Annotated in this window: 22 protein-coding genes and 1 tRNA gene; 15 read left to right on the forward strand and 8 right to left on the reverse strand. The window is 34.1% G+C overall.

Features of this window, described 5'->3' with window-relative positions; translation table 11 throughout:
• Window positions 1–44 precede the first annotated feature (44 nt).
• The 10 genes from porK (at window position 45) to ABXT64_RS07705 (ending at window position 8,969) form a co-directional block, all read left to right on the forward strand.
• Window positions 45–1,421, forward strand: a complete 1,377-nt coding sequence (gene porK, locus ABXT64_RS07660; protein WP_443632342.1) for a type IX secretion system lipoprotein PorK/GldK — start codon at window positions 45–47, stop codon at window positions 1,419–1,421.
• Window positions 1,422–1,490: 69 nt separating this feature from the next.
• Window positions 1,491–2,144, forward strand: coding sequence for a type IX secretion system motor protein PorL/GldL (gene porL / locus ABXT64_RS07665; protein WP_443632343.1), 654 nt, complete (start codon window positions 1,491–1,493; stop codon window positions 2,142–2,144).
• A gap of 51 nt (window positions 2,145–2,195) precedes the next feature.
• On the forward strand, window positions 2,196–3,785 hold the full coding sequence (gene porM, locus ABXT64_RS07670) for a type IX secretion system motor protein PorM/GldM (protein ID WP_443632344.1): 1,590 nt from the start codon (window positions 2,196–2,198) through the stop codon (window positions 3,783–3,785).
• 16 nt (window positions 3,786–3,801) lie between these two features.
• The gene (gene porN, locus ABXT64_RS07675; protein WP_443632345.1) at window positions 3,802–4,701 is read left to right on the forward strand and encodes a type IX secretion system ring protein PorN/GldN; all 900 of its coding nucleotides are present in this window, start codon (window positions 3,802–3,804) and stop codon (window positions 4,699–4,701) included.
• 69 nt (window positions 4,702–4,770) lie between these two features.
• Entirely contained in the window at window positions 4,771–5,820 is a 1,050-nt protein-coding gene (locus ABXT64_RS07680) for an NAD(P)/FAD-dependent oxidoreductase (RefSeq protein WP_443632346.1), read from the forward strand.
• Window positions 5,821–5,887: 67 nt separating this feature from the next.
• Window positions 5,888–7,810: a ribosomal protection-like ABC-F family protein gene (abc-f, locus tag ABXT64_RS07685; RefSeq protein WP_443632347.1), complete on the forward strand. Its 1,923-nt coding sequence runs from the start codon at window positions 5,888–5,890 to the stop codon at window positions 7,808–7,810.
• Window positions 7,807–7,989, forward strand: coding sequence for a CPXCG motif-containing cysteine-rich protein (locus ABXT64_RS07690; RefSeq protein WP_443632348.1), 183 nt, complete (start codon window positions 7,807–7,809; stop codon window positions 7,987–7,989). The genes abc-f and ABXT64_RS07690 overlap by 4 nt, the downstream gene beginning before the upstream one ends.
• Before the next feature lie 191 nt (window positions 7,990–8,180).
• Window positions 8,181–8,253, forward strand: a tRNA-Met gene (locus ABXT64_RS07695).
• Between the two features lie 132 nt (window positions 8,254–8,385).
• On the forward strand, window positions 8,386–8,511 hold the full coding sequence (locus tag ABXT64_RS07700) for a hypothetical protein (RefSeq protein WP_443632349.1): 126 nt from the start codon (window positions 8,386–8,388) through the stop codon (window positions 8,509–8,511).
• A gap of 257 nt (window positions 8,512–8,768) precedes the next feature.
• Complete coding sequence (locus ABXT64_RS07705) at window positions 8,769–8,969, forward strand: helix-turn-helix transcriptional regulator (protein WP_443632350.1); 201 nt, start codon at window positions 8,769–8,771, stop codon at window positions 8,967–8,969.
• A 472-nt stretch (window positions 8,970–9,441) separates the two neighbouring features.
• On the opposite strand, the gene ABXT64_RS07710 is transcribed toward ABXT64_RS07705, so the two are convergent.
• From ABXT64_RS07710 to ABXT64_RS07735, 6 genes are all read right to left on the reverse strand, one after another.
• Window positions 9,442–9,900: a hypothetical protein gene (locus tag ABXT64_RS07710; RefSeq protein WP_443632351.1), complete on the reverse strand. Its 459-nt coding sequence runs from the start codon at window positions 9,898–9,900 to the stop codon at window positions 9,442–9,444.
• Between the two features lie 387 nt (window positions 9,901–10,287).
• Window positions 10,288–10,614 carry an ISAon1 family transposase N-terminal region protein gene (locus ABXT64_RS07715; protein WP_443632352.1) on the reverse strand — a complete coding sequence of 109 codons (327 nt, stop codon included), beginning with the start codon at window positions 10,612–10,614 and terminating at the stop codon, window positions 10,288–10,290.
• 210 nt (window positions 10,615–10,824) lie between these two features.
• Window positions 10,825–12,099 carry an ice-binding family protein gene (locus ABXT64_RS07720; protein WP_443632353.1) on the reverse strand — a complete coding sequence of 425 codons (1,275 nt, stop codon included), beginning with the start codon at window positions 12,097–12,099 and terminating at the stop codon, window positions 10,825–10,827.
• 1,047 nt (window positions 12,100–13,146) lie between these two features.
• Window positions 13,147–14,418 (reverse strand): ice-binding family protein, encoded by a 1,272-nt coding sequence (locus ABXT64_RS07725; protein ID WP_443632354.1) that lies wholly within the window; start codon window positions 14,416–14,418, stop codon window positions 13,147–13,149.
• A gap of 73 nt (window positions 14,419–14,491) precedes the next feature.
• Window positions 14,492–15,748, reverse strand: coding sequence for an ice-binding family protein (locus ABXT64_RS07730; protein ID WP_443632355.1), 1,257 nt, complete (start codon window positions 15,746–15,748; stop codon window positions 14,492–14,494).
• Window positions 15,749–15,916: 168 nt separating this feature from the next.
• Window positions 15,917–17,146: an ice-binding family protein gene (locus tag ABXT64_RS07735; RefSeq protein ID WP_443632356.1), complete on the reverse strand. Its 1,230-nt coding sequence runs from the start codon at window positions 17,144–17,146 to the stop codon at window positions 15,917–15,919.
• A gap of 621 nt (window positions 17,147–17,767) precedes the next feature.
• On the opposite strand from ABXT64_RS07735, the gene ABXT64_RS07740 reads away from it, so the two are divergent.
• Both ABXT64_RS07740 and ABXT64_RS07745 read left to right on the forward strand, forming a co-directional pair.
• Window positions 17,768–17,902, forward strand: coding sequence for a hypothetical protein (locus ABXT64_RS07740; RefSeq protein WP_443632357.1), 135 nt, complete (start codon window positions 17,768–17,770; stop codon window positions 17,900–17,902).
• A 36-nt stretch (window positions 17,903–17,938) separates the two neighbouring features.
• Window positions 17,939–19,675: an ABC transporter ATP-binding protein gene (locus ABXT64_RS07745; RefSeq protein WP_443632358.1), complete on the forward strand. Its 1,737-nt coding sequence runs from the start codon at window positions 17,939–17,941 to the stop codon at window positions 19,673–19,675.
• Between the two features lie 206 nt (window positions 19,676–19,881).
• On the opposite strand, the gene ABXT64_RS07750 is transcribed toward ABXT64_RS07745, so the two are convergent.
• Together ABXT64_RS07750 and ABXT64_RS07755 are read right to left on the reverse strand one after the other, a co-directional pair.
• Window positions 19,882–20,538 (reverse strand): HAD family hydrolase, encoded by a 657-nt coding sequence (locus ABXT64_RS07750; RefSeq protein ID WP_443632359.1) that lies wholly within the window; start codon window positions 20,536–20,538, stop codon window positions 19,882–19,884.
• 42 nt (window positions 20,539–20,580) lie between these two features.
• Complete coding sequence (locus tag ABXT64_RS07755) at window positions 20,581–21,216, reverse strand: hypothetical protein (protein WP_443632360.1); 636 nt, start codon at window positions 21,214–21,216, stop codon at window positions 20,581–20,583.
• A gap of 349 nt (window positions 21,217–21,565) precedes the next feature.
• Between ABXT64_RS07755 and ABXT64_RS07760 the strand changes: the two genes are divergently transcribed.
• Genes ABXT64_RS07760 through ABXT64_RS07770 form a run of 3 tightly spaced genes read left to right on the forward strand, consistent with a single transcriptional unit; the run spans window position 21,566 to window position 24,101 of the window.
• The gene (locus tag ABXT64_RS07760; RefSeq protein ID WP_443632361.1) at window positions 21,566–21,736 is read left to right on the forward strand and encodes a hypothetical protein; all 171 of its coding nucleotides are present in this window, start codon (window positions 21,566–21,568) and stop codon (window positions 21,734–21,736) included.
• Window positions 21,737–21,777: 41 nt separating this feature from the next.
• On the forward strand, window positions 21,778–23,433 hold the full coding sequence (locus ABXT64_RS07765; RefSeq protein WP_443632362.1) for a tetratricopeptide repeat-containing sensor histidine kinase: 1,656 nt from the start codon (window positions 21,778–21,780) through the stop codon (window positions 23,431–23,433).
• A 2-nt stretch (window positions 23,434–23,435) separates the two neighbouring features.
• On the forward strand, window positions 23,436–24,101 hold the full coding sequence (locus ABXT64_RS07770) for a helix-turn-helix transcriptional regulator (protein ID WP_443632363.1): 666 nt from the start codon (window positions 23,436–23,438) through the stop codon (window positions 24,099–24,101).
• The last annotated feature ends 68 nt before the right edge of the window (window positions 24,102–24,169 follow it).

Below are 24,169 nucleotides of genomic sequence, written 5' to 3' on the forward strand. Positions count from 1 at the left end.
ATAGGTTTACGCCCTTGAATCTCGATAATTTAACCTAAATACCTATGAAGAAGTTTATTGCATTAACTGCGATTATTGCCTTTTTGGCTAGTTGTAACTCTGGCGGAGACAGAGGAGAGCTTATTGGAGCTAAAGGTAAAAATTGGCATCCCGAAAAACCTTTTGGTATGACACTTATCCCTGGTGGGTCATTCATCATGGGGAAATCTGACGATGATTTTGTTGCTGTAAATGATGCACCAACAAAAACCGTTACCGTACGATCATTCTATATGGATGAAACCGAAATCACGAATGCTGAATACCGTCAATTCGTAAATTGGGTAAAAGACTCAACAATTCGTCTTAAACTTGCAGTACTTGCTGATGAAGTAGGAGCTACACCTGGTGATGAAGGAATTGGAGACTTTGCATTTGTTGATCAGGAAAATGAAGAAATGAGTGCTTGGGATCAGTACAATTATGATAATTACTATGGTATGGGAGAAGATTTCTACGCAGGTAGAAAAATTAACCGTGATGTAGATTTACTTGCAGATGCTCAGGAATATCCAGATGAATATTACAGTGAAGTAATGGATTCTATGTATATCCCAGCTGAAGAAGCATACAATGGTCAGCGCACTATTGATGTTACAAAATTAAACTTTCAATATACCTACATGGATATTGGGTCAGCAGCAAGAGATAAAGTAAAAAGAAGAAAAGATTTCTTAATCAAAGAAGAAGTAAATATTTATCCAGATACCACTGTTTGGATTACAGATTTCAATTATTCTTATAACGAGCCAATGCACAATGATTATTTCTGGCATGAAGCTTATGGTGAATATCCTGTAGTTGGTATTACTTGGAAACAAGCAAAAGCATTTTGTGCTTGGAGAACTCTTTATAAAAATTCGTACCTAAAATCTAAAAAACGTCAGTATATCAATTCATTTAGACTTCCAAGTGAAGCAGAATGGGAGTATGCAGCGCGTGGTGGATTAGAATCAGCAACATTCCCTTGGGGTGGACCTTATGCTAAAAATGACAGAGGTTGTTTTAATGCAAACTTTAAACCTTTACGTGGAGATTATGCTGCCGATCAAGCATTATATACGGTAGAAGCAGATGCTTACGAACCAAATGATTACAACTTGTATAATATGGCAGGAAATGTATCTGAATGGGTTGAAGGCTCTTATGCTCCATCATCTTATGAGTATACATCCAGTATGAATCCAAGTGTAAATGATAAAGATAACATGCGTAAAGTAGTACGTGGTGGTTCTTGGAAAGATGTTGCTTATTTCTTACAAGTAAGTTCTCGAGATTACGAATATGCAGATTCTGCAAGAAGCTATATTGGCTTTAGAACTGTGCAAGACTATATGGGAACTGATGTGACGTTAAATGATAAACTAGGAGACGCACGATAATTTTAACCCAATTAATTTATTAAACGATAATTGCAAAACTTAACTTAACTTAAAAAAAAACATTGTATTATGGCACAATCAAGATCATCTAAGAAACTATTTAATATGGCTTACGGGCTAGGAGCATCTATTGTAATTTTAGGAGCTTTATTCAAAATTCTTCACTGGGAAATTAACATAGGGTTCATGAATTTGGACGGAGGATTTTTATTAGCAGTAGGATTAATCACAGAAGCAATAATTTTTGCTATATCAGCATTCGAACCAGTTGATGATGATTTAGATTGGTCTTTAGTATATCCTGAATTAGCAGGAGGAATGGGAATGAACAAAAAAGAGTCACAAGATGCTCAAGGAATTTTGTCTGGAAAATTAGATGAAATGCTTAAAGATGCTAGAATAGATGGAGAAATGATGAACAGCTTAAGTGAAAGCATTCGTTCTTTTGAAGGTGCTTCTAAAAGTATCGCGCCTATTTCTGAAGCAATGAACTCTACTAAAAAGTATAGTGAGGAAATGGCAATGGCAGCTGCACAAATGGAATCTTTAAATAGCTTATATAAAGTTCAAGTTGAATCTACAAGCCGTCAAACTGAAGTAAATGAAAGAGTTGCTGAAAATGCGGAGCAATTAAAACAACAAATGGAACATCTAGCAACAAGTCTATCTTCATTAAATGGAGTATATGGCGGAATGTTGTCAGCTATGAGTGGTAAAAACTAAGATAGTTATATACTGTAATTAAATTATTAATTCTTAAAAAAGAAAAGTAAAATGGCAGGAGGCAAACTATCCCCAAGGCAGAAGATGATTAACCTAATGTACCTGGTTTTTATCGCTATGCTAGCACTAAATATGTCAAAAGAAGTATTATCTGCTTTTGGTTTATTAAACGAGAAAATTACGGAAGGCAATGTAGCGGCAACAGCAAGAAATAATTCATTTATGGAAAGCTTAGCTACGAAGGCTTCAGATGAACCTGAGCAATATGCTGCAGTAAAAGCAAAAGCAGATGAGGTTGCTTCTATTTCTAATGATTTAGATTCATATTTAGAATCAATCAAAACAGAAATGATGGCAACAGTTAAAGCTGATGATATTGATGATTACGAAGTTCAAGACCAAGCTGATTTCTTAGATAAATTATTTTTCGGCAATGGTAAACTTGAAGAAGGAGGTCAATTATTTGTAGACAAAGTCAATGGATATCGCACCGAAATGACAACAATTTTATCTGATACAGCTTTAGCTAAAGTTCAAGGAATAGAAGATATTAAAAAGTCTATTGAATCTAATTTTGGAACTGGAGAAGTAACAAGAAGAGATGGTAAAAAAATACCATACCTTAATTACAATTACGAAGGCTTTCCTTTGGTAGCATCTATGACTAAACTGACTCAGTTACAGTCTGATATTAAGATTACTAAAAGTGAATTACTTTCAAAAATGTTAGCAGGGCAACAAGCTGCGGCATTATCATTTAGTAACTACTCTACTTTAATGGAAACTTCAAAATCTGCTTACTATTCTGGCGAGAAATTTGAGGGAGCTATTGTATTAGGTCGTACAGACGCAAGTACAGTTCCAAAAAGAGTTGAACTTACATTAGATGGTAGAAAATTAACAGAAAATCAATTTACACTTCAAGGTGGTAAAGTAGTTCTTAATATAGGTGCCGGTGCTCCTGGAGATCATAAAATTGAAGGATTCCTTTATTATGGTGAAGGTGGAGAAGAAACAGAAGTTCCTGTAAATAGTTCTTTTGCAACAATCTCTAAGCCTAATTCTGCTGTAATTGCTGCAGATAAAATGAATGTAGTGTATAGAGGTGTTGTTAATCCAATGACTATTTCAATTCCAGGTATTCCAGATAGTAAAGTATCAGCTTCTGGTGCAGGCCTTGCAAAGGCTTCAGGAAGTAAATATAATATGAGCCCTGGAACAGGAAGAGAAGTTACAATTACTGCTAGTGGTACATTACCAGATGGTCAAAGAGTAAGTTCAAACTCAGTATTCCGTATTAAAGATATTCCTCGTCCAACAGGAACCATTCGTGGTGAAGATGGAGGTGGAGGTCCAGTACGTATGCAACGCCAAGGACTTGAAATTTCAAGTGTAGGTGCTGCCTTAATTGATTTTGATTTCGATTTAAAATTGAATGTAACAGGATTTAGCTTTAAAGTTTCTGGACAGCCTACTGTTAAAGTAAGTGGTAGAAAATTAAATTCTCAAGCAAAAGGAGCTCTTAAAAGAGCGAAGCGTGGTGAAGCGGTTCAAATTTTTGATATCACTGCCAATATAGCTACAAACTCAGGATATATATTAAAGAAAATATCTCCTGTATTTGTTGAATTAACAAACTAGAATAAAATCTATTTTTATGAATGTTAGAAATGTATTTTTAAGTGTATTTGTATTATTGATTGGTTTTAGTGCTACAGCACAGATCAATATCCTTAATGCAAAAACACCGGATGAAATAGGTGTGAAGACAGAAGATCAGATCGCTTATGATAACGATCAACCATTGCCTTATGGCTTTGTTGATGATCGTGATGTTTTATGGTCTAAAACTACTTGGGAAATTATCGATCTAGATGAACGTGTAAACTTTCCTTTATATTATCCAATAGACACTAATAACATTGGTGCAGAGAGACGTTCTTTATATGATGTTTTAGTAAAAAACATTACAAATGGAAAAATAGAGCATGTGTATGCTGATTCTTATTTTACTGAAAAAAGAACGATGAAAGATATTGAAGCTTCTTTAGTGTATTCAGATACTACAGATGCAGGTATTGATCAAGTAAATGCAGGTGAACCTCTAGACCCTCAATATGTAAGAAGATTTACATTGGATGCTGGTGATGTTGAAGAATGGCGTATTCGTGGATATTGGTTTCTTGACAAGCGTCAAGGGGAGCTTAAATATCGTTTACTAGGAATTTGTCCTGTTGCGAATGAAGCACGTGCTAAAGCATTTCCGGATGACGGATTAGATAGTAAAGTGGAATTATTCTGGATTTGGTATCCATCAACTCGTGAAGTTCTACATGAAGCAAAAGCATTTAATAGAAAAAATACTTCGCAACCTATTACCTATGACCATTTATTAAACTCAAGACGTTTTAGCGCTTTAGTTTATAAAGAAGATAATGAGCTAGGTGACCGTGGTGTTAAAGAGTATATTAATGATAATGCTTTAATGCAATTATTGGAATCGGATCGTATCCGTGAAAAAATTAGAAATATCGAAATTGATTTGTGGAATTATTAATTGATTAATATTCTAATAATATATTAAAAACCCTGAAGCTAAACCTTCAGGGTTTTTTACTTTTGTGCTATGAAAGAAGTCGATTACATCGTTGTTGGATTAGGTATTGCAGGCCTTTCATTTTGCGAGCAATTAATTAAAAATAAGAAAACGTTTATTGTTTTTGACGATGGTAAAAAATCTTCAACATTAATTTCAGCGGGAGTTATAAACCCTTTAGTACTTAAAAGATTTACGCCGGTGTGGAATGCGAAAGAGCATATTTCAACAGCATTTCCTTTTTATAAAAAACTTTCAGAAAAACTACATGCGCCCGTACTAGAAGAATATCCGATGTATCGCATATTTAATAATGTCGAAGAGCAGAATAATTGGATGGTGGCTAGTGATAAAAATGAACTAAAATCTTTTCTTCATCCAGAGATTGTAAAAAATACCAATCCAAGTATAAATGCTCCTTTTGGCTTCGGAAAAGTAAATCAAACAGCGAGAGTTTTTTCAGAATTGTTAATAGAGAAGTATAGAGAATACCTTCAGAGAATAAAAAGCTATAGTTCTGAAACTTTTGAGTATTCAAAGTTATCTGAAACAGAAGAGTCCGTTCAGTACAAAGGTATTTCAGCTAAAAAAATTGTTTTTGCAGAAGGAGCTTCGGTACGTAACAATCCATTTTTTCCGAAGGAATTATTAATCCCTAATAAAGGCGAGTTTATAGTAGTTAAAGTGCCAGGCCTTCAATTTCATGCCATGCTTAAATCCTCCATATTTATTATTTCACTTGGAAATGATCTCTATAAAGTGGGAGCTACATATGATCGCGAAGATATTTCGTATGAAACCACAGGGTCCGCGAAGGAGGAGTTGATGAAGAATTTTGAAAAAGTTATTACAGCTCCTTATGAAGTGGTTTCGCAGATAGCTGGGATTCGTCCTACTACAAAAGATAGGCGTCCTTTACTGGGGACGTTGAATGCGTCTAATAAAAAAGTTTTTTTTAGCGGTTTAGGCACCCGAGGAATAATTTCTTCTCCTTCCTTATCACAACGATTATATCGTCATTTAGAGTGTGGTGAAACCCTAGATAAAGAGATTAATATACAAAGGTATTATAAATACTAAAAGACTCTTAAAAATCATTCCCTTCGATATAAAAATTTTAAGCATCTTTGCAAAAATTTTATAGTACATGCTTAATATTCATAATCTTTCTGTTTCATTTCAAGGAGACTATTTGTTCGAAAAAATCACCTTTCAATTGGGTGCTGGTACTCGAGTAGGATTGGTAGGGAAAAACGGTGCTGGAAAGTCAACCCTTCTGAAAATTATTTCTGGAGAGCAAGAATATGATGAGGGCTCTATTGCCACCGATAAGGAGACTTCTATTGGGTTTTTAAAACAGGATATCGATTTTGATAAAGGACGTACTGTCCTAGAAGAATCGTACGAAGCCTTTGTTGAAATCAAATCTTTAGAGTTACAATTAGAGCAAATTAATACTCAGTTAGCTGAAAGAACCGATTACGAAAGTGAAAGCTATAATCAATTAATGATTGATCTCAATGAAATTCAGCATCAATATGAAATTCATGGGGGTTATAATTATCAAGGGGAAACAGAGCGTATCTTACAAGGACTAGGATTCTTAAGGGAGGATTTTAATAAGCTTACAGAGACTTTTTCTGGTGGATGGCGTATGCGTATCGAATTGGCGAAGTTATTGCTTCAGAACAACGATATATTGCTTCTCGATGAGCCTACCAATCACTTGGATATAGAATCCATCCTTTGGATAGAAGATTTTTTAAAAAATTATATAGGAGCGGTTGTAGTTGTTTCGCATGATAAAATGTTCCTAGATAATATAACCAATCGTACGATTGAGATTTCTTTAGGAAAGATTTACGATTACAATAAACCTTATTCAAAATACTTGATTCAGCGTCAAGAATTAAGGGAACAACAATTGGCTTCTCAAAAAAATCAGCAAAAGCAAATTGATCAGACAGAGAAATTAATTTCAAAGTTTCGAGCAAAGGCTAGTAAAGCTACCATGGCTCAATCTTTAATTAAAAAGTTAGACAAAATTGATCGCATTGAAGTAGATGAAGACGATAATAGCGTAATGACTTTAAATTTTCCAGTTTCTATTGTTCCAGGTAAAGTGGTAATAGAAGCTGAAAAGATTTCAAAAAATTATGGCGAAAAAGAAGTGCTAAGAGGAGTTGATCTTTTGGTTGAAAGAGATAGTAAGATTGCATTTGTTGGGCAGAATGGTCAAGGAAAATCAACATTGGCAAAAATAATTGTGGATGAAATTTCTTATGGAGGAGCATTAAAGCTGGGGCATAATGTTCAAATTGCTTATTTCGCACAAAACCAAGCCGATTATCTAGATGGCACTAAAACGGTTTTAGATACGATGATTGATGCTGCTAATGAGAAGAATCGTAGTAGGGTAAGAGATATCTTAGGTTCTTTTCTATTTAGAGGAGATGATGTAGATAAATTTGTAAGAGTGTTAAGTGGGGGAGAACGAAACAGATTGGCATTAGCAAAATTATTATTGCAGCCTTTAAATGTGTTGGTAATGGATGAGCCTACCAACCATTTAGATATAAAATCGAAGAATGTATTAAAAGAAGCATTGCGAAAGTTTGAAGGAACGTTATTGTTGGTTTCTCACGATCGTGATTTTCTACAAGGATTAACCGATAAGATTTATGAGTTTAAAGACCATAAAATAAAAGAATATATAGGTGATATTGATTTCTTCTTAGAGGAGCGAAATCTTCAGAACATGCGCGAAGCTGAAAAAAGAACCGTAATCAAATCTGAAACGCAGAAAAAATCAGTTTCGAGTAAAGAATCGTATCAAAATCAGAAAAAGCAAAAGTCACTTGCCAATAGACTGAGTAAAATAGAATCTACTATTACGAGCTTAGAAAAGGAAATTAAAGAGATTGATGTAGAGCTTTCTATTAATTATGAAGCAACCATCGCAAAAGAAAATTTCTTTGATAGTTATCAAGCAAAGAAAGACAAAGTGAATAAGTTGATGGGAGATTGGGAAGTTGTTACTGAACAATTAGATGCTATAAATCAAGAATGATCGCACAGGAATTTCAATGTCCTTATTGTTGGGAGGACATATCGATGTTGTTAGATGATTCGGTTGTTTTTCAAAAATACATTGAAGATTGTGAGGTTTGTTGCAACCCAATTGAAGTTTCTGTACAGTTTTTAGAAGGCGAAATCTCAAGTTTTGAAGCAAATAACATTGAACAATAAATTTATTAAAAAAAGTCCTTGTAGTTTTTGAAAACCATTGTATCTTTGCAGTCCGAAATATTTCTGTCGGCATTATGAACCGAAAGTTAAAAGCTAAGTTGAGTATTTTGAACATCCATATCGAGGGCTTAGCCCAGATAGTTTGCCCATCGGAATAAAATCCAAAGGTTGCTTGAAAAGATATGATATATCGCGGGATAGAGCAGTAGGTAGCTCGTCGGGCTCATAACCCGAAGGTCACTGGTTCGAGTCCAGTTCCCGCTACTAAAACAATAAAACGGTTATACTTTTATAAAGTGTAGCCGTTTTTTTATGAATACATATTTAATGTAAATAAAACCTTACATTTATTTATTTTTTCATATACTTGTAAAGTAAACATTACAAAATAATATTATGAAAGATCAAAAAAAACAAAAGAAAATTATGCTGGCATGGACATTAGCATGGGTAGTAAGTTTAGGTATTTTAACAGGTGCAGAAAACTCACTTTGGGATAATAAAATATACACTATAATATGATTAATAATAAATTTTGCTATTGGAATAGGTATGATAATCGCTAATAAAAATTTATTTAAGACTTATGACGAATTACAAAAGAGAATTCAATTTGAAGCAATGGCCATTACATTGGGTTTAGCAGTAATAGTTGGTCTAACATATGAAGTCTCTTTTGATTTTGGAATTATTGGGAAGGAACCTGAATTCGAATATCTAATGATGTTTATTTCACTTTCATACATTATTGCCAATATCGTTAATTCAAAAAGATTTCGATGAAAAATAAACTAAGGGAATTAAGAAAAAATCAAAAATTGACACAGGAAGAATTAGCCAACTTAATTGGTATTTCACGTCAAGCGATAAACGCGATTGAAAAGGAAAAATTTGATCCAAGTTTACCCACGGCATTTAAGATGTCAAAGCTGTTTAAGATTTCTATAGAGGAACTATTCTTTTTTGAGGGATCTAAATAATTAATTGAATTGATTTATTAACTTCCAAGAAGTCTACTGGGGTAAAACTAATGTTCGATATTTCGAATGAGTTATCTACTACAAGAGTAATCAGAAATGGTTACTCTTTTTTTTATGCAGTACACTCAAGTATACAAAGGGTTTAAGAGTGTATTAGTTGAGTGTTAAACAGTTGATATTCTTAACTTTTTATTTAAAAACTAACAAGGTTAGATGCCAGATATACACAAAACTGACAGCAAAAACAGCTGAAACTTACAGTAAAATTGACAGTAAAACCCAAAAAAAACTAGACCTACCAATCCGTAGTAATAACACCCCCCATATCTAAATAATATCACTTTCCTTTTGGGGCAGGTCTTCGTGAGATGATATATTACCTGGAGGTTCTAGGTTTATAATATTTAAAAATAGTTTATAAAAAAACCCTCCCATTTCTGCAAGAGTTTGGTTTAGGGAGTTATTAAATTAGTTATGGTCTAATTGCACTAAATTCTATTCTTATAGGGACTGGAATATCAAAATCTGCAATTGTATTTGCTTGAAAATATAAAACACGTTCATAAGTTCCCTTTATAGTCTCTCCGCCTGAAGTTCCTAGATCTGTTAAGTTGATGTTAGAAATTTTATAGCGTTGGCTATATCCATCAGACCAAGACATTGGTCCATTTTCGACAAAAGCGGTAAGGTTTCCTACTCCAATTGATTCTAAATACTCCAAAATATAAAACCCCCCATTGCCTGGAAATACACCTAAATTACCATTATTACTTCCTAATTGTGCATTATCAAAACCCATATTTATATACGTATTTTGACCAGAAACGTAATTCTCTGCAGTAATATCAGTAATTGATAAAGTTACACCATAGGTGCTTCCGTAACATTGATTTGGTTGAAATATTGATTCAATCCCTCCAATACCTTGCACCCTATTTATTACACCCCCGAATTCAACTTCAAAAAAGTAGTTACCATTATTAGTGTTGTTAGTTGAATTACCATTACTATCCTCACCACTACACCCAACGATAAGTACTGTTAAAAAAAGGTAGATTATTTTCTCATAATATAAATTGTTTGGTCAAATATAATGAATGCAGGTTAGTTGTGAAAAGAAACCAAGGTATGCCCTAAATAAACACCCTTGCAGACTTAACTACAAGGGCATCATATAAATAATTTGCTGGTTACCATTATCCCCACAAAACAGGAGCTAACACCATACATATAAGGTGGTTATGTAATGCGTAAAGAGTATTTTTGTTAAGCGTCATAAAACCTCGTGGTAGGGCTACCCTTTACCTCTTCGCATAAGCTATTTATTATTCTCGTTGTGAAGTATATCTACTAAATCCCAATCCCTAGTTACTACTTTGCCCGTAACTTCGTTAAGCCACCTGCGTCTGGTTATATACAGATATACGTTCTTGCCTCGTATGGGGAAATCTTGAACAGTTGCTTGTGGAAAGAAACCTTTAGAATGAAGTGTAACCTTAGCAAACTCTTCAGGAATATTGTTCAGTTCTGTAAAATAGAAGTGTATCTCTTCGCCTTTAATCTCGTGCTTGGTTAAATCAAAATGACTTACGAGTACTTCGGGAAGTAATAAATTAACGGCTGCAAATAAAGCGTTTGGTGACATAGAGTTTTTAAAAGCAAAGTTGTCTTAAATTTATTTACTCCATAAGCTTTTGTGTTGAGGCATTAGAAACTCGTGCAGATTATAAAACACAGAATAACAGGTATAGATTATTAAACATTAGTTTAATAATCTATACCTGTTATTCTTAAAAAAATTTCTTATAAATTATGTTCTTCATAGCCAATCTATATGATTGGCAGATAGGAACAATTAATTTTCAGAACGAATCAACGATAAGTTTCTATTGTCGAGCGTAGCTTCACCTGCTCCAACTTTCCATCTTACTTCAACATCTTCTTGTGCTGTTAAAGTTAACATTGCTTGGAGAGATACCACTGAGCTAAGTGAATTAATTATTCTACTAGAATTAACTATTTCAACCCCATTTTGATAAAAAGAGTAAGTTGTCATTTCAGTTCCAGTAACCGGTTCTGTCCCTGCAGGGTATTGATTCCCGTAATGTGCACCTGCAAGTGTCAGATCTCCTAATCCATTCCCCACATCTCCAGTGATGATAGAAGTTACATCAGATGTAAGTGCACCATTAGTGCTAAACATCACAAATGATGAAAGACTCCTTAAATCAATTACAGATTCACCAGATGGAATTGTAAGAACGCTATTCGACCCTACACCTATTGCTCCTGTCTTTGTAAACATCCTTCCTTTAAGGCTTGAATCGGCTGCCATATTAATAGCTCCAGCATTAGAAACCAAGGTTCCTTTCATTGATGAATACGCGCTTATAGTCATAGCGTCAGTCGACACCCAGAATATATTTCTAGCCTCGGCCTCTCCCTGTAATATTATATTTGAATTCGCTGCAGCCGAAAATGCACCATTACCTCTTATTACAAAAAGAGAAGTTGAGTCTCCACCACCGTCCAATATAAGTGATCCGGTAACCGAAAATGCTCCAGTCACGTCATAGACGCCCGGAGTCAAAACCTCACCACTACCAAAAGCTACAACATGAGGTACACCGCCAGGTAAAGCTATTAAATCATCGTATATATCGACCAAATCAAGAACGCCTTGGTCTGAACTAAATGCATGCCCTTCGACGCCAGTGTGCTGTGCATTAAATGAAGCGATGTAAGTACCTGGAGCACAAGACACATTCATGCCTGTTACCAGTAATTCACTAGTGGATTCTGTACTAACATCTGCTCCCTCAGTAACTGAATACATCATAGGGGTCTCTTGACTTTTGATACCTATCCATTTAGGTGTTGAGGGATTTCCAATATTTAATTCACCATCATTTGATGTAATATTATAAATTATTAGACCCTTTGCTGGAGATACTATTGCATCTCTTTGCGTTGTGGTTAATCTTGGCATTAATAACCCTTGACTGGTAGAAGAAATATCCAAAGCAGAAGAAAGATCAGGTGTTGTTGTTCCTACACCAACTTGAGCATAAATACTGCCTAAAGGCAATAAGAATAACTGTACAATAAAGAATTTTAAAATAGTTTTCATAAGTAAGTTTTTAATATTTGGGAAGGCCAATATACTAAAAAAATAACGTTACGTCTATTTTTCTTGCACTTTATCGATTATAATGCACAATTAACATTAATTTACAGGAAACTTAATCATTAGTAACTGAAAGCAACTAATAGTCAGAACGAATCAATAATAGGGTTCTGTTATCAAGTTTCACTTCACCAGTATCAACTTTCCACCGTACTTCAGCGACTTCCCCTGCTGTTAGTGTAGTAACCTGTGCCTTTAGGGCTACGACTGAGTTTAGTGAAGTAATTCTTCTGCTAGAATTAACTACCAGAGTACCATTTTACTAATACAGCACCTAAACTATTAACCTTCTTATAATGAGTTACTTATTGCACATTTCGATAAAAGGGTAAATGAATAACATAGCCCAAAACCCTTTCAATGGCACCCAACTAATATCAACAATAAGGCATTGATAGTAAGGTATTTGGGTCATATGAAGTTATAGACAAGCGTAATAATTTTTTACGAATTGAATCTATAAAATAAATTTGAGGTTTGAGAATGGGAAAATGGAAAGCTCTTTTTAGTGAACTTAGATGTTAGAATATAAAAGAAGATTAAAAACTTGGTAAAAATAACCATTTCTTATGATGACATTAATAGCATAAAGTCAACTAACTCAAATAATCTTAGTGCTTTTAATTTAAAAGAACTTTATATATCATTTTCAAGAGACTTTCTCATAAGCTTTGCTGTTTATAGGCAATACATTATATATTTAATATATATACTATGGTATTGATAGAAATAAAACAAGTCATTCACTATCATTTTATAGCATCTTCCATCAAACATTTCCTTAACGAGATCAATTTATCTTAAAGGTAATGCATTCTTTTCCTTTGGTTTCAGGCTCATAGTGATTCACAATACTTCTAGCACTGGAAGGTAAAGTCATAACGTTGGATGCCATAGGCATACTAGATATAAATTTGCTAATAGCCTTGCTGTAAAAGCATATTAAAATTTTAAAGAAACACTGAGTTTATTAGTTTTAAATTGAAGAAACTAATTTCCAGAATGAATCGCCGATAAGATTCTATTGTCAAGTGTCGCTTCGCCAAAATCAACTTTCCATCGCACTTCAATTACTTCCCCTGCGTTTAGAGAAGTAATCTTTGCTTCGAGAGATACTACTGAGTTCAGTGAGTTAATTGTGCTACTAGAATTGGTTATTTCAACCCCATTTTGATAAATACTGTAGGTAGCAGTAGTAATTAAGTTATTTGCTGTTGTGCCAGCAGGGAATTGTTCTCCAGAATGTGCACCTAATATTGTCAATGCTCCTAATGCAGTGCCTACATCTCCAGTGATCATACAAGTTACAACATCTGAAACCGCACCATTAGAGGTAAATATCGCAAATGAGGAAAGGCTCCCTAAATCAATATAAGAAACACCCGATGGAACGGTAAGAGTACTATTCGCTCCTAGGCTTATTGCTCCTGACTTTGTAAACATCCTTCCTTCAAGGTTCGCGCTGTCTCCCAATACAATTGCTCCGGCAGGAGAAACCAAGGTTCCTTTCATTACAGAGTTATCGCCTGTAGATAGCGCTGTTTCAGACATCCAGAAGATATTATTGGAGCTTGCTCCATTGGTCAAATTTACAGTGGAAGCAGACCCACCAGTAAATGCACCCGTACTTCTAATAATAAACACAGAGTTTGAGTCTCCACCACCATCTAGCGTAAGTGTTCCAGCAATCGAAGTTGCTCCAGCCACGTCATAGATGCCTGGCAGCAAATTTTCTCCATTACCAAAAACAGGAGTGTGAGTTGTGCCGCTTGGTATGGCTGTTAAGGCCTGGTATATTGCGTCTAAATCAATAACACCTTGGTCAGAACTAAATGGTTGATCAATTGCTACGGTCTTGTGCTGGGCATTAAATGAAACGAGAAAATCACCCGGTTCAAGCGAGAGTGTCATGCCTGATACTAACAAAGCATTAGTGGATATGTTACTAATAATATCGCCTTCGTTAACAGAATCAATCTTAGGTCCTTTAAGGCCTACCCAACTTGGCGCCAAGGAAGTTCCAATATTTAATTGACCATCATTTGAGGTAGTATTAAAAATCATTAAGCCTGTCGCTGGAAGTGTTATGTCATCTCTTTCTAACGTCGTTAATCTTGGCATTAAAAGCCCTTTACTACTTGAAGAAACATCGAGAGCAGAAGAAGGATCAGGATCTTCAGTACCTATACCTACTTGAGCATAAAGATTGGTTGAAATCAATAGAATAAGCTGTATTAGGAAATATTTTAAAATAACTTTCATGAGGTTTTTTTTAAGTAATTAGCTGTTTATAATATGTAGGCTGATTTAAATTTGGGGAATAAATTCAAAGTAATTAATATCCAGAACGAATCAATGATAAGGTTCTATTGTCAAGCCTCGCTTCGCCAGTATAAACTTTCCACCGCACTTCAATGGCTTCCCCAGCAGTTAGGGTAGTTACCATTGCACGTAGAGACACCATTGAGTTCCCTGAATTAATTGTTCTATTAGAATTAACCACTTCAACCCCATTTTGATAAATACAGTACGCAGTAGTTAAGCTTCTCTCTGTTGAACCAGCAGGGTATTGTCCCCCATAATGAGCTCCTAAAACGGTCAGTGCTCCTTCTCCGGTGCCCACATCTCCAGTGATCGTAGAGGTTGCATCTCCTGAAGCCGCACCGCTAGAGGTGAACATTGCAAATGAGGAAAGGATTCCTAAATCAATAGGCGAAACACCCGATGGAGGGGTAACTGTGCTATTCGCTCCGATACTTAATCCTCCTGCTTTTGTAAGCATCCTTCCTTCAAGGCTCCCATTGGCTCCCAATGCAATTGCTCCGGCACCTGAAACCAAGTTTCCTTTCATTATTGTGTTAGCGGCTGTAGATAGAGCTGCTTCAGACATCCAGAATATATTATTGGAGCTTGCTCCATTGGTCAAATTTATAATTGCGCCAGTTGCCGTAGAAAATGCACCGGCACCTCTAATAATAAACAGAGAATTTGGGTCTCCATTGCCATTTAGTGTAAGTGTTCCAGTTGCAATCGATGGTGCTCCAGCCACGTCATAGACACCCGGAAATAAAGTCTCTCCATTACCAAAAACAAGAGCGTGAGTTGTGCCGTTTGGCATAGCTGTTATGGCTTGGTATATCCCGTCCATATCAATAACACCTTGTCCTGAACTAAATAGTTGATTTGGCGCATGGGCATTAAATGAAACAATATAAGTGCCCGATTCAGGCGAGAGTGTCATACCTGGCACCAACAAAGTATTAGTGGATGTGGAACCAATGCTATTGCTTTCAGTAGCAGAATTAATCTTAGGTGCTTTGACACCTATCCATCGTGGCACCAAGGGAGTTCCAGCATTTAATTGACCATCATTTGACGTAGTATTAAAAATCATTAAGCCTGTCGCTGGGAGTGTGATATTATCTCTTTGTAACGTGGTTAATCGTGGTAATAAAAGCCCTTTGCTGGTGGAAGAAATATCTAGCATAGAAGAAGCGTCAGGTGTTGTTGTCCCTATACCAACCTGAGCATAAAGACTGCTTGAAATCAATAGAATAAGCTGTATTAGGGAATATTTTAAAATAGTTTTCATGAGGATTTATTTAATGAAATTAGCTATGCTATAGTATATAAGTTAAATTAAATTTGAAAAATAAGGCTAAAAAATAATCATCTATATAGGATGCAATATTAATTGACCTGTAGTCTGCTCGAAATTGTTTAGAAACACTGAAATTTATTATTTTTAAATTCATAGCAACTAATATCCAGAACGAATCAATGATAAGCTTCTATTATCAAGCGTCGCTTCACCAGTATCAACTCTCCATCGTACTTCAATGGCCTCCCCTTCAGTTAGAGTAGTAACCATTGCTTGGAGAGACACCACTGAGCTATCTGAATTAACTGTTCTACTAGAATTAACTACTTCACTCCCATTTTGATAAATACAATAAGTAGTAGTAGTTGAGTTAGTTGCTGATGTGCCCGCAGGGTATTGTTCCCCAGTATGTGTGCTTAAAATTGTCAGAGCTCCTAATGCAGTGCCAATATCTCCAGTGATCGTAGAAGTTTCATCATCTGTAACTGCTCCATTAGAGGTAAACATTGCAAATGAGGAAAGGCTCCTTAATTCAATATAAGAATCACCTAATGGAGCAGTAAGAACACAATTGACTCCTATACTTAATGCCCCTGCCTTTGAAAGCATCCTCCCTTCAAGGTTCGTATTGGCTCCCAGTGCAATTGCTCCAGCAGGAGAAACCAAGGTTCCTTTCAATATTGAGTTCGCACCTGTAGATAGTGCTGCTTCAGACATCCAGAATATATTATTGGAGCTTGCTCCATTGATCAAATTTACAGTGGAACCAGCTCCCGAAGTAAATGCTCCGGTACCTCTAATGATAAACACAGAATTTGAGTCTCCACCACCATCTAGCGTAAGTGTTCCAGCAGTTGATACTGATCCAGCTAGGTCATAGATGCCCGGAGGCAAACTCTCTCCATTACCAAAAACAAGACCGTGAGTTGTATTCGTGGCCGTTATAGCCATTAAATCTTGATATATCCTGTCCATATCAATAATACCTTGGGCAGAACCAAATAATGCTGTTATCTGGGCATTAAATGAAACAATGTAAGTGCCCGATTCAGGCGAGATTGTCATGCCTTGTAATAACAGATCACTATTGGATGTGGTATTAATAATATCGCCTTCGTTAACAGAATCAATCTTAGGTCCTTTTAAGCCTATCCAACTTGCTGCCGATGGAGTTCCAATATTTAATTGGCCATCATTCAATGTAGTATTATATATCATTAAACCTGTCGCTGGAAATGCTATTAAATTTCTTTGGGTGGTTGTTAATCTTGGCATTAAAAGCCCTTTGCTGTTTGAAGAAATATCGAGAGCAGAAGAAGGATCAGGATCTTCGGTACCTAGACCTACTTGTGCATAGAGACTCGTTGAAATCAATAGAATAAGCTGCACGAGCAAGTGTTTTAAAATAACTTTCATGACGTTTTTTAAAGTAATTAGATGTTTATAATATGCAGGTTGATTTAAATTTGGGGATAAATTTAAATAAACATCTATAATAGGACTTGATATTAATTGATCAGCAGTCTACTAAACCAGATGGAGAAATATAATTTTTTTATAAGTTTTATGCAAAACTAGCTATAATTTATTAATATATCGATTAAATAACTAAAATACTTGTTATGAGTTAGTTTTGCGGGTTTGGGAAGCAAAAGTAGATGAATAATATTGTTCAAAACCTTTCAAATCCATTCATGGAATTACGTTATTATAAACAATACTCTCGAGATATTTAATGGATTTTAAATTATAGATAAAGGCAATAGTATTTTCAGAAGCGAATCTATTTCTGAAACTTGAGTTTTAAAACTGGTACATTCATTTTTTAATAAACGCCTAGACTAAAGTACAAAAGAAGGTTAAATAATTTTTAGAAATAACCATTACTTATAAAAACATAAAGGCAAATGCTCTTTCAGAATTAAAAAATCTAGTAAAGTAATAAATCATTCAATCTAAAATGGAAACATGGAATATGTAAAAGAGATTTGATACATGTAAAATAACGGAATGAAAACGGTACTGAATCCAGAAATATTTAGAAAAGGAACCTCACTTTCTCAAAATAAGTTTACTTATAATTACTATAAAAATATAGTCATAGAAGCATTAGAATATTTGCTTTTATTTGTCTTATTGTCATAGATTGGTTTCTGGCTCAATATTGGGTGTATCTTTTGTATGACTAAAGAAAAAGTATCCTATAAATGGGCATTTAAAGAATATATTTGGCCCCGTAAAAAAATCGTTTCAATTGGCTTATTCCTAATCATTGTTCGAAGTTTAGCTGGAATGGTGCTCCCATTTGCTAGTAAAACTCTAATAGACGATATAGTTCCCTCAAAAGATATGCAATCACTTTGGTTGCTTATATTAATTGTGTGTTCTGCCATTTTGGTACAAGCGGTCACTTCTTTTTCTCTAACACGTTTATTAAGTGTAGAAGCTCAACACTTAATTTATTTGTTACGATCTCAAGTGCAACGTAAACTACTTTCGCTTCCAATTAATTTTTTCGATAATAATAAAACTGGCGCCCTAGTTTCTAGAGTAATGACAGACGTAGAGGGAGTTCGAAATTTAGTGGGTACTGGATTGGTTCAGCTTATAGGAGGGACGATTACTGCAGTGATATCCTTAGTAATTTTGATTAAAATAAATGCCTTAATGACTCTTTTTGTATTGGTTCCGGTAGGGATTTTTGCTATTATTGCCATGAAAGCATTCGGGTATATACGCCCAATATTTAAAAAAAGAGGGGTAATTAATGCGGAGGTTACAGGACGTTTAACCGAAACATTAGGAGGAGTAAGAGTTATAAAAGGCTTTAATGCCGAAGAACAAGAAAACAAATCTTTCCAAGAAGGAGCAGAGAGATTATACCTCAATGTAAAGAAAAGTTTAACAGCGACTGCTTTAATTACGAGTTCTTCAACATTTTTGTTAGGATTGGCATCCGCAGGAATCATGGGAATTGGAGGTTACTTTATGATGGATAATACCATGACTTTTGGGGAGTTTATCTCTTTTACCTTATTCTTAGGGTTTATGATCGCTCCAATAGTGCAAATGAGTAACATAGGGAGTCAGCTAACGGAAGCCATGGCAGGGTTAGACAGAACGCAGGAGCTCATGGAAATGACAGTTGAAGACGACCCAAAAGTGAGAACAACCTATTTAAAAGATATAAAAGGTGATATTGTTTTTAAGGATGTTTCTTTCAGTTATGAAGAAAGCAAAGAAGTACTGCATAACATTTCTTTTGAAGCATTATCTGGGAGTGTCACAGCATTGGTAGGTTCCTCCGGTTCTGGAAAATCGACCATTGCAAGTTTAGCAGCAACATTTTTAAAACCTTCAAAAGGTGCCGTAACATTAGACGGACAAGACCTTTCAAAAGTTAACTTAAGTAGTTTTCGTTTAAATTTAGGGGTGGTATTGCAAGACGATTTCTTATATGCAGGAACCATTCGTGAAAATATATTATTTCCGCGTCCAAATGCTTCCGAAGAAGAACTTCAAACTGCAGTAAATGGTGCCTATGTAAATGAATTCACAGATAAATTTGAAGATGGATTAGATACCATTATAGGCGAAAGAGGGGTAAAATTATCTGGCGGACAAAAACAGCGAATTTCAATCGCTCGTGCTTTGTTAGCAAATCCAAAGATTATTATATTAGACGAGGCAACCTCTAATCTGGACACAGAGAGTGAATCTTTTATTCAGAAAAGTTTACATTCTTTAATGAAAGACCGTACTACGCTAGTGATTGCGCATCGATTAAGTACGATACAACAAGCAGATCAGATTTTAGTGATTGAAGAAGGGAAAATTGCGGAACAAGGAAAACACGACGAATTGATTGCTAAAAAAGGAAGGTATTTTGATTTGTATACTTATCAAAGTAGGATTTAATTCGACTGCATTTTTTAAATGTCCTATTGAAAATATATCATAAAATTAGAAGTGAAATTTCCGTAAAACTTTAATCTGTTTGAAATTCGACAAAGGAGAATGAGTTCTTAAAATTTAGGTAATAATCGAATAATTTAGATGTATTTTCATAAGGCTAGATTTTTTTGGTTACTTTTTTCAGCAATGGAAAAAAGTAATAATTAAAATTAAATCAAATCGATAACCTTATCATACCGTATCTCCTCAAAACTAGCAATCACTAAATCAGCAGTACTATAATCCTGATTCTTGGAATGCGGACTCTTAAACCCAACGCAGAAAATCCCTGCAGCATTCGCTGCTATAATCCCATTGGTAGAATCTTCAATCACCATACATTCCTCTTTAGAAAAACCAGATGCTTTTGCAGCATTGATAAAAATTTCAGGATGCGGTTTCGATGCTTTTAGGTCAGCACCACTAAGTTTAGCAATAAAATAGGAATTCAAATCAAACCGGTCAAACACAAAATTAATGGTATTCATAGAAGCTGAAGAAGCCAACACAAGTTTAAGCCCTTTACTGTGATATTCTTTTATTAAATCGAACACACCATCAATAAGCGCCAAACTTTGATCGGTAGCAAACAGATATTTAAAGGCTTCTCGTTTTAGGCGAACCAAAGTTTCAGGCGTTTCAGAAAGTTGGTATTGTTTACAAAGCTTTCTGCAAATTTCTATAGTAGATTGTCCAGTAAACGATTCGTATAATTCTCTAGAAACTGAAATTCCTACGGTTTCAAACATCGAATAATACGCTTTACAATGCAGAGGTTCTGTGTCAACAATCACCCCATCCATATCAAATAAAACAGCTTGTAGCATGGCTTAATTTTTTTGCGAAGATACAAGATGCTTCAAATACATCTACAAATATTTATCAATCATATATTGAGTAATAGGCTTAAGAGTTTTACCTGTTTCCGGATGCAGCCCTAAATTGGTAAAAAACTCTAAATCTCCTTTTTCATTTTTATAATACCAGATTCTAGCGTCTCCCTTTTTATTAAAAAAAATGGTTTCATGATTAGGGTCTATTTTTTTGAATAATTTTAAAAGTCTATTGTCTATAGGTTTTGTATTTTCTTTTTCACAAGAGATTTTCTCATAATGATCATTATTCCAAATCATGCACTTTTTTTGATTTGCATTGAATCCAAAATAGGTTGCAATCACTATTAAAACTCCAATAATATAATTTTTTAATGCTTTATTTTTTTTACCCTTTTTGTTTTTTTGTGAATAATCTATAATGCTATCATAACCTAGATATTTTGTTAATTCATTAGCGATACTTTTTGAGACATTTAATTCTTCTCCGTCATTCTTTTCTATTTCATTATTATAATTTCTTAAAGTTCTTTCATTCACTTGAAAACTATAATCTTCTAATAATACATCAGAAATATGCTTAGATAAGCTTGATGGTTTTTCAGAACCTATTTCAGACTTTGCTTTCTCAAAGGATTCAAGAATTAACTTTTTATACATTGTTGTTTTCATTTTAGTTTTATAAAACTGTAATTTATTTAAGAAAACTTCTGGAATTTAATTTTCCAAATTGTTTCCATTCTATTTCCAATGGTTCCAAACACATCTTCATTCATTTGTATCAGAATTGAATATTGCCTTAACGTAATAAGGTTTACGAATTTATTCAGTTCAACAAATGGAGCTGCAAAGTAATTAGTGCTACAAATTGAGAAGTATGTAAATCTGGTTACTTCTGCGCTCCAAACTTCTCAAAATAGAGAGAGACGTCTCTAAAATTTAATGTGTTGCTGTTCAGCAAAAAAACTAAGTTAAAAAGCTTGGATAGCCACACCTATGTCTAATTTTTAATACATGCAAAATGAAAAAAATAATATATATAGTACTTACGGTTTCCCTTATTACAAGTATTTTTTCTTGTAGTCCACAAACCATTAAAGAAGATTTACAAACCCAACAGGTATGTTGTGGTGAAGATGGTGATATTCCACCACCTCCACCTCCGCCACCTGGAAATGGAAATGGAAACTAATTTTTTAAAGAATAACTAAAAATAAGTTTTAATTTAGAGGAATGAAAGTTTTAGTTTCATTCCTCTTTTTTTGTATTGCATTATTAAATGTTAATAGTTCTATATCTGCTCAGGAAGTAATAGATAGTACAGAATATTATAAGGAGATTCTTTCAAACCCTAAAACAAAAAATGACTTAACAAAGGCAAAGGCGTATAGCTTTTTTGAAGATAGAATAAAAGAAAATTTACAAAAGGCAGACACTCTTTCTGCAATTAGAAGTTTAAGAAGTTTTGCTATAAATCAATTTGATTCAGGTCTTTTTTATGAGAGTGAAATTTCATCAGTAAGATCATTAGAACTTGCAGAAAATTTGCAAATAAATGCAGAGACCAACGAGATAAAAACAGGAGTTTATAATCAACTTGGAAAAATTTATCGCATACTTAAAAATACCGACCAAGCATTAGATTATTATAAAAAAGCACTTTCCTATGAGGCAAATTCTAGGGATAGTATTACAATTATAAATAACATAGCCAATATCCATAGAGATCAAAAACTATATGATTTAGCGATTAATGAATTTTCATTTGTTGTTGAAAAAAGAAAACAATTTGATGACAGAGAAGCCTTACTTAGAGCATTAGACAACCTTAATTATACACGTTCAAAAATTGATGATCCTGAAGCTTTAAATGGGCTATTGAATGTTTTAGAGGAAAGAATTAAAGATAAAGATACAAAGGGTATATTTTCAAGCAATAGACATATTGCATATTATTATTTAGATAGAAACAACAAAAAGGAAGCTAGGAAGTATGTTGAAAAAACCTATGAGCTTGCTAAATTATTAAATAGCAGCTCTTATCTAAAAGAAGCACTCTCATTAATGGTAGCATTAAACGATGATCCTAAAATTTTAGAATACAAAAAATTGACAGATAGTTTAGCTGATGAAAAACTACAACAAGAAAATAAATTTGCAGCAATAAAATTTAACATTGGTGAGGAGAAAAAAAGAACCCAAGAGGCTGAGTTATTAAAGGAAAAAGAAAGAGGGTTAAAAAGAATGTATCAAGCAATAGCAATTTTTATACTTCTGTTATTAATAGCCTCATACTTTATTTATAAAGTCAAATATAAAAAGGGTAAAATAGAGCAGATCTACAAAACAGAAACACGAATTGCTCAAAAGGTGCATGATGAAGTAGCCAATGATGTGTATCATGTGATGACAAAAATACAAGCAGATGCTACCTCAAATAATGAAGTGCTAGATGACCTAGAAAATATATATTCAAAAACGAGGGATATCTCAAAAGAAAATAGTGTGCTAGAAGTTCATGATAACTTCGAAACTTTATTAAACGATTTATTAGTCAGCTATAAAACGGATCACATAAATGTAATCACAAGAAATTTGAATAAGATTTATTGGAGTAAAATATCAGACAATAAAAAAACGGCAATTTATAGAGTGTTACAAGAACTTATGACCAATATGAAAAAGCACAGCAGGGCAGATTTTGTTGTGTTAGCATTTAAGCAAACATATAATAAAGTCGAAATTGAATATAATGATAATGGAGTGGGTTGCGAAATAAAAAAACAAAATGGATTGCAAAATGTGGAAAACCGTATAAATACCTTAGCGGGTAAAATTACCTTTACCTCTCAAAACAATCATGGGTTTAATGTAAAAATCACCATCTAAACATGTTTAAGAAAGTAATTGCATCAGACGATTTAGGAAGTATTAATAAAGGAGTATTTTCTGTTATTAATGAATTAAATATTGCAGACATCCAGCAAGTACAGTACTGCGACGATGCCTACCTTAAAATTAAAAAAGCAGCATTAGACAATGTCCCTTTCGACCTTCTTATTACAGACCTTTCTTTTATACGCGATTATAGAGACCAAACATATACTTCAGGCGAAGAATTAATAATAGCACTTAAAAAGGAGTTTCCTAATTTAAAAATCATCGTATATTCTATAGAGGACCGCTTACAGAGAGTAAGAACATTAATGAATACCTATCATGTTGAAGCCTATGTAAGTAAAGGTCGAAAAGGATTATTCGAACTAAAAGAGGCCATTATCAATTGTGCTAAGGGTAACACATATGTTTCTCCTCAATTAGAGCAAGCATTAAATAATAAATCTGATTTAGAAATTGATGATTACGATATTGAGATCATCAAATTATTATCGAATGGTTTATCGCAAGAAGATATTAGTTTTCAATTTAAAAAGAATAACACTTCACCAAGTAGTTTAAGTACCATCGAGAAACATTTAAATAAACTTAAAATACAGTTTAAGGCAAACAATGCCATTCATTTGGTGGCTATTGCAAAAGATGTAGGACTTATATAAAACTACAATAAGGAAAACCGTAACATAACAGGTGCCAAGCAACGTATGTTTGTGTTGGTTATTCGCTT

The sequence above is a fragment of the Candidatus Marifrigoribacter sp. Uisw_064 genome, from assembly GCF_047730175.1.
GTDB lineage: Bacteria > Bacteroidota > Bacteroidia > Flavobacteriales > Flavobacteriaceae > Marifrigoribacter.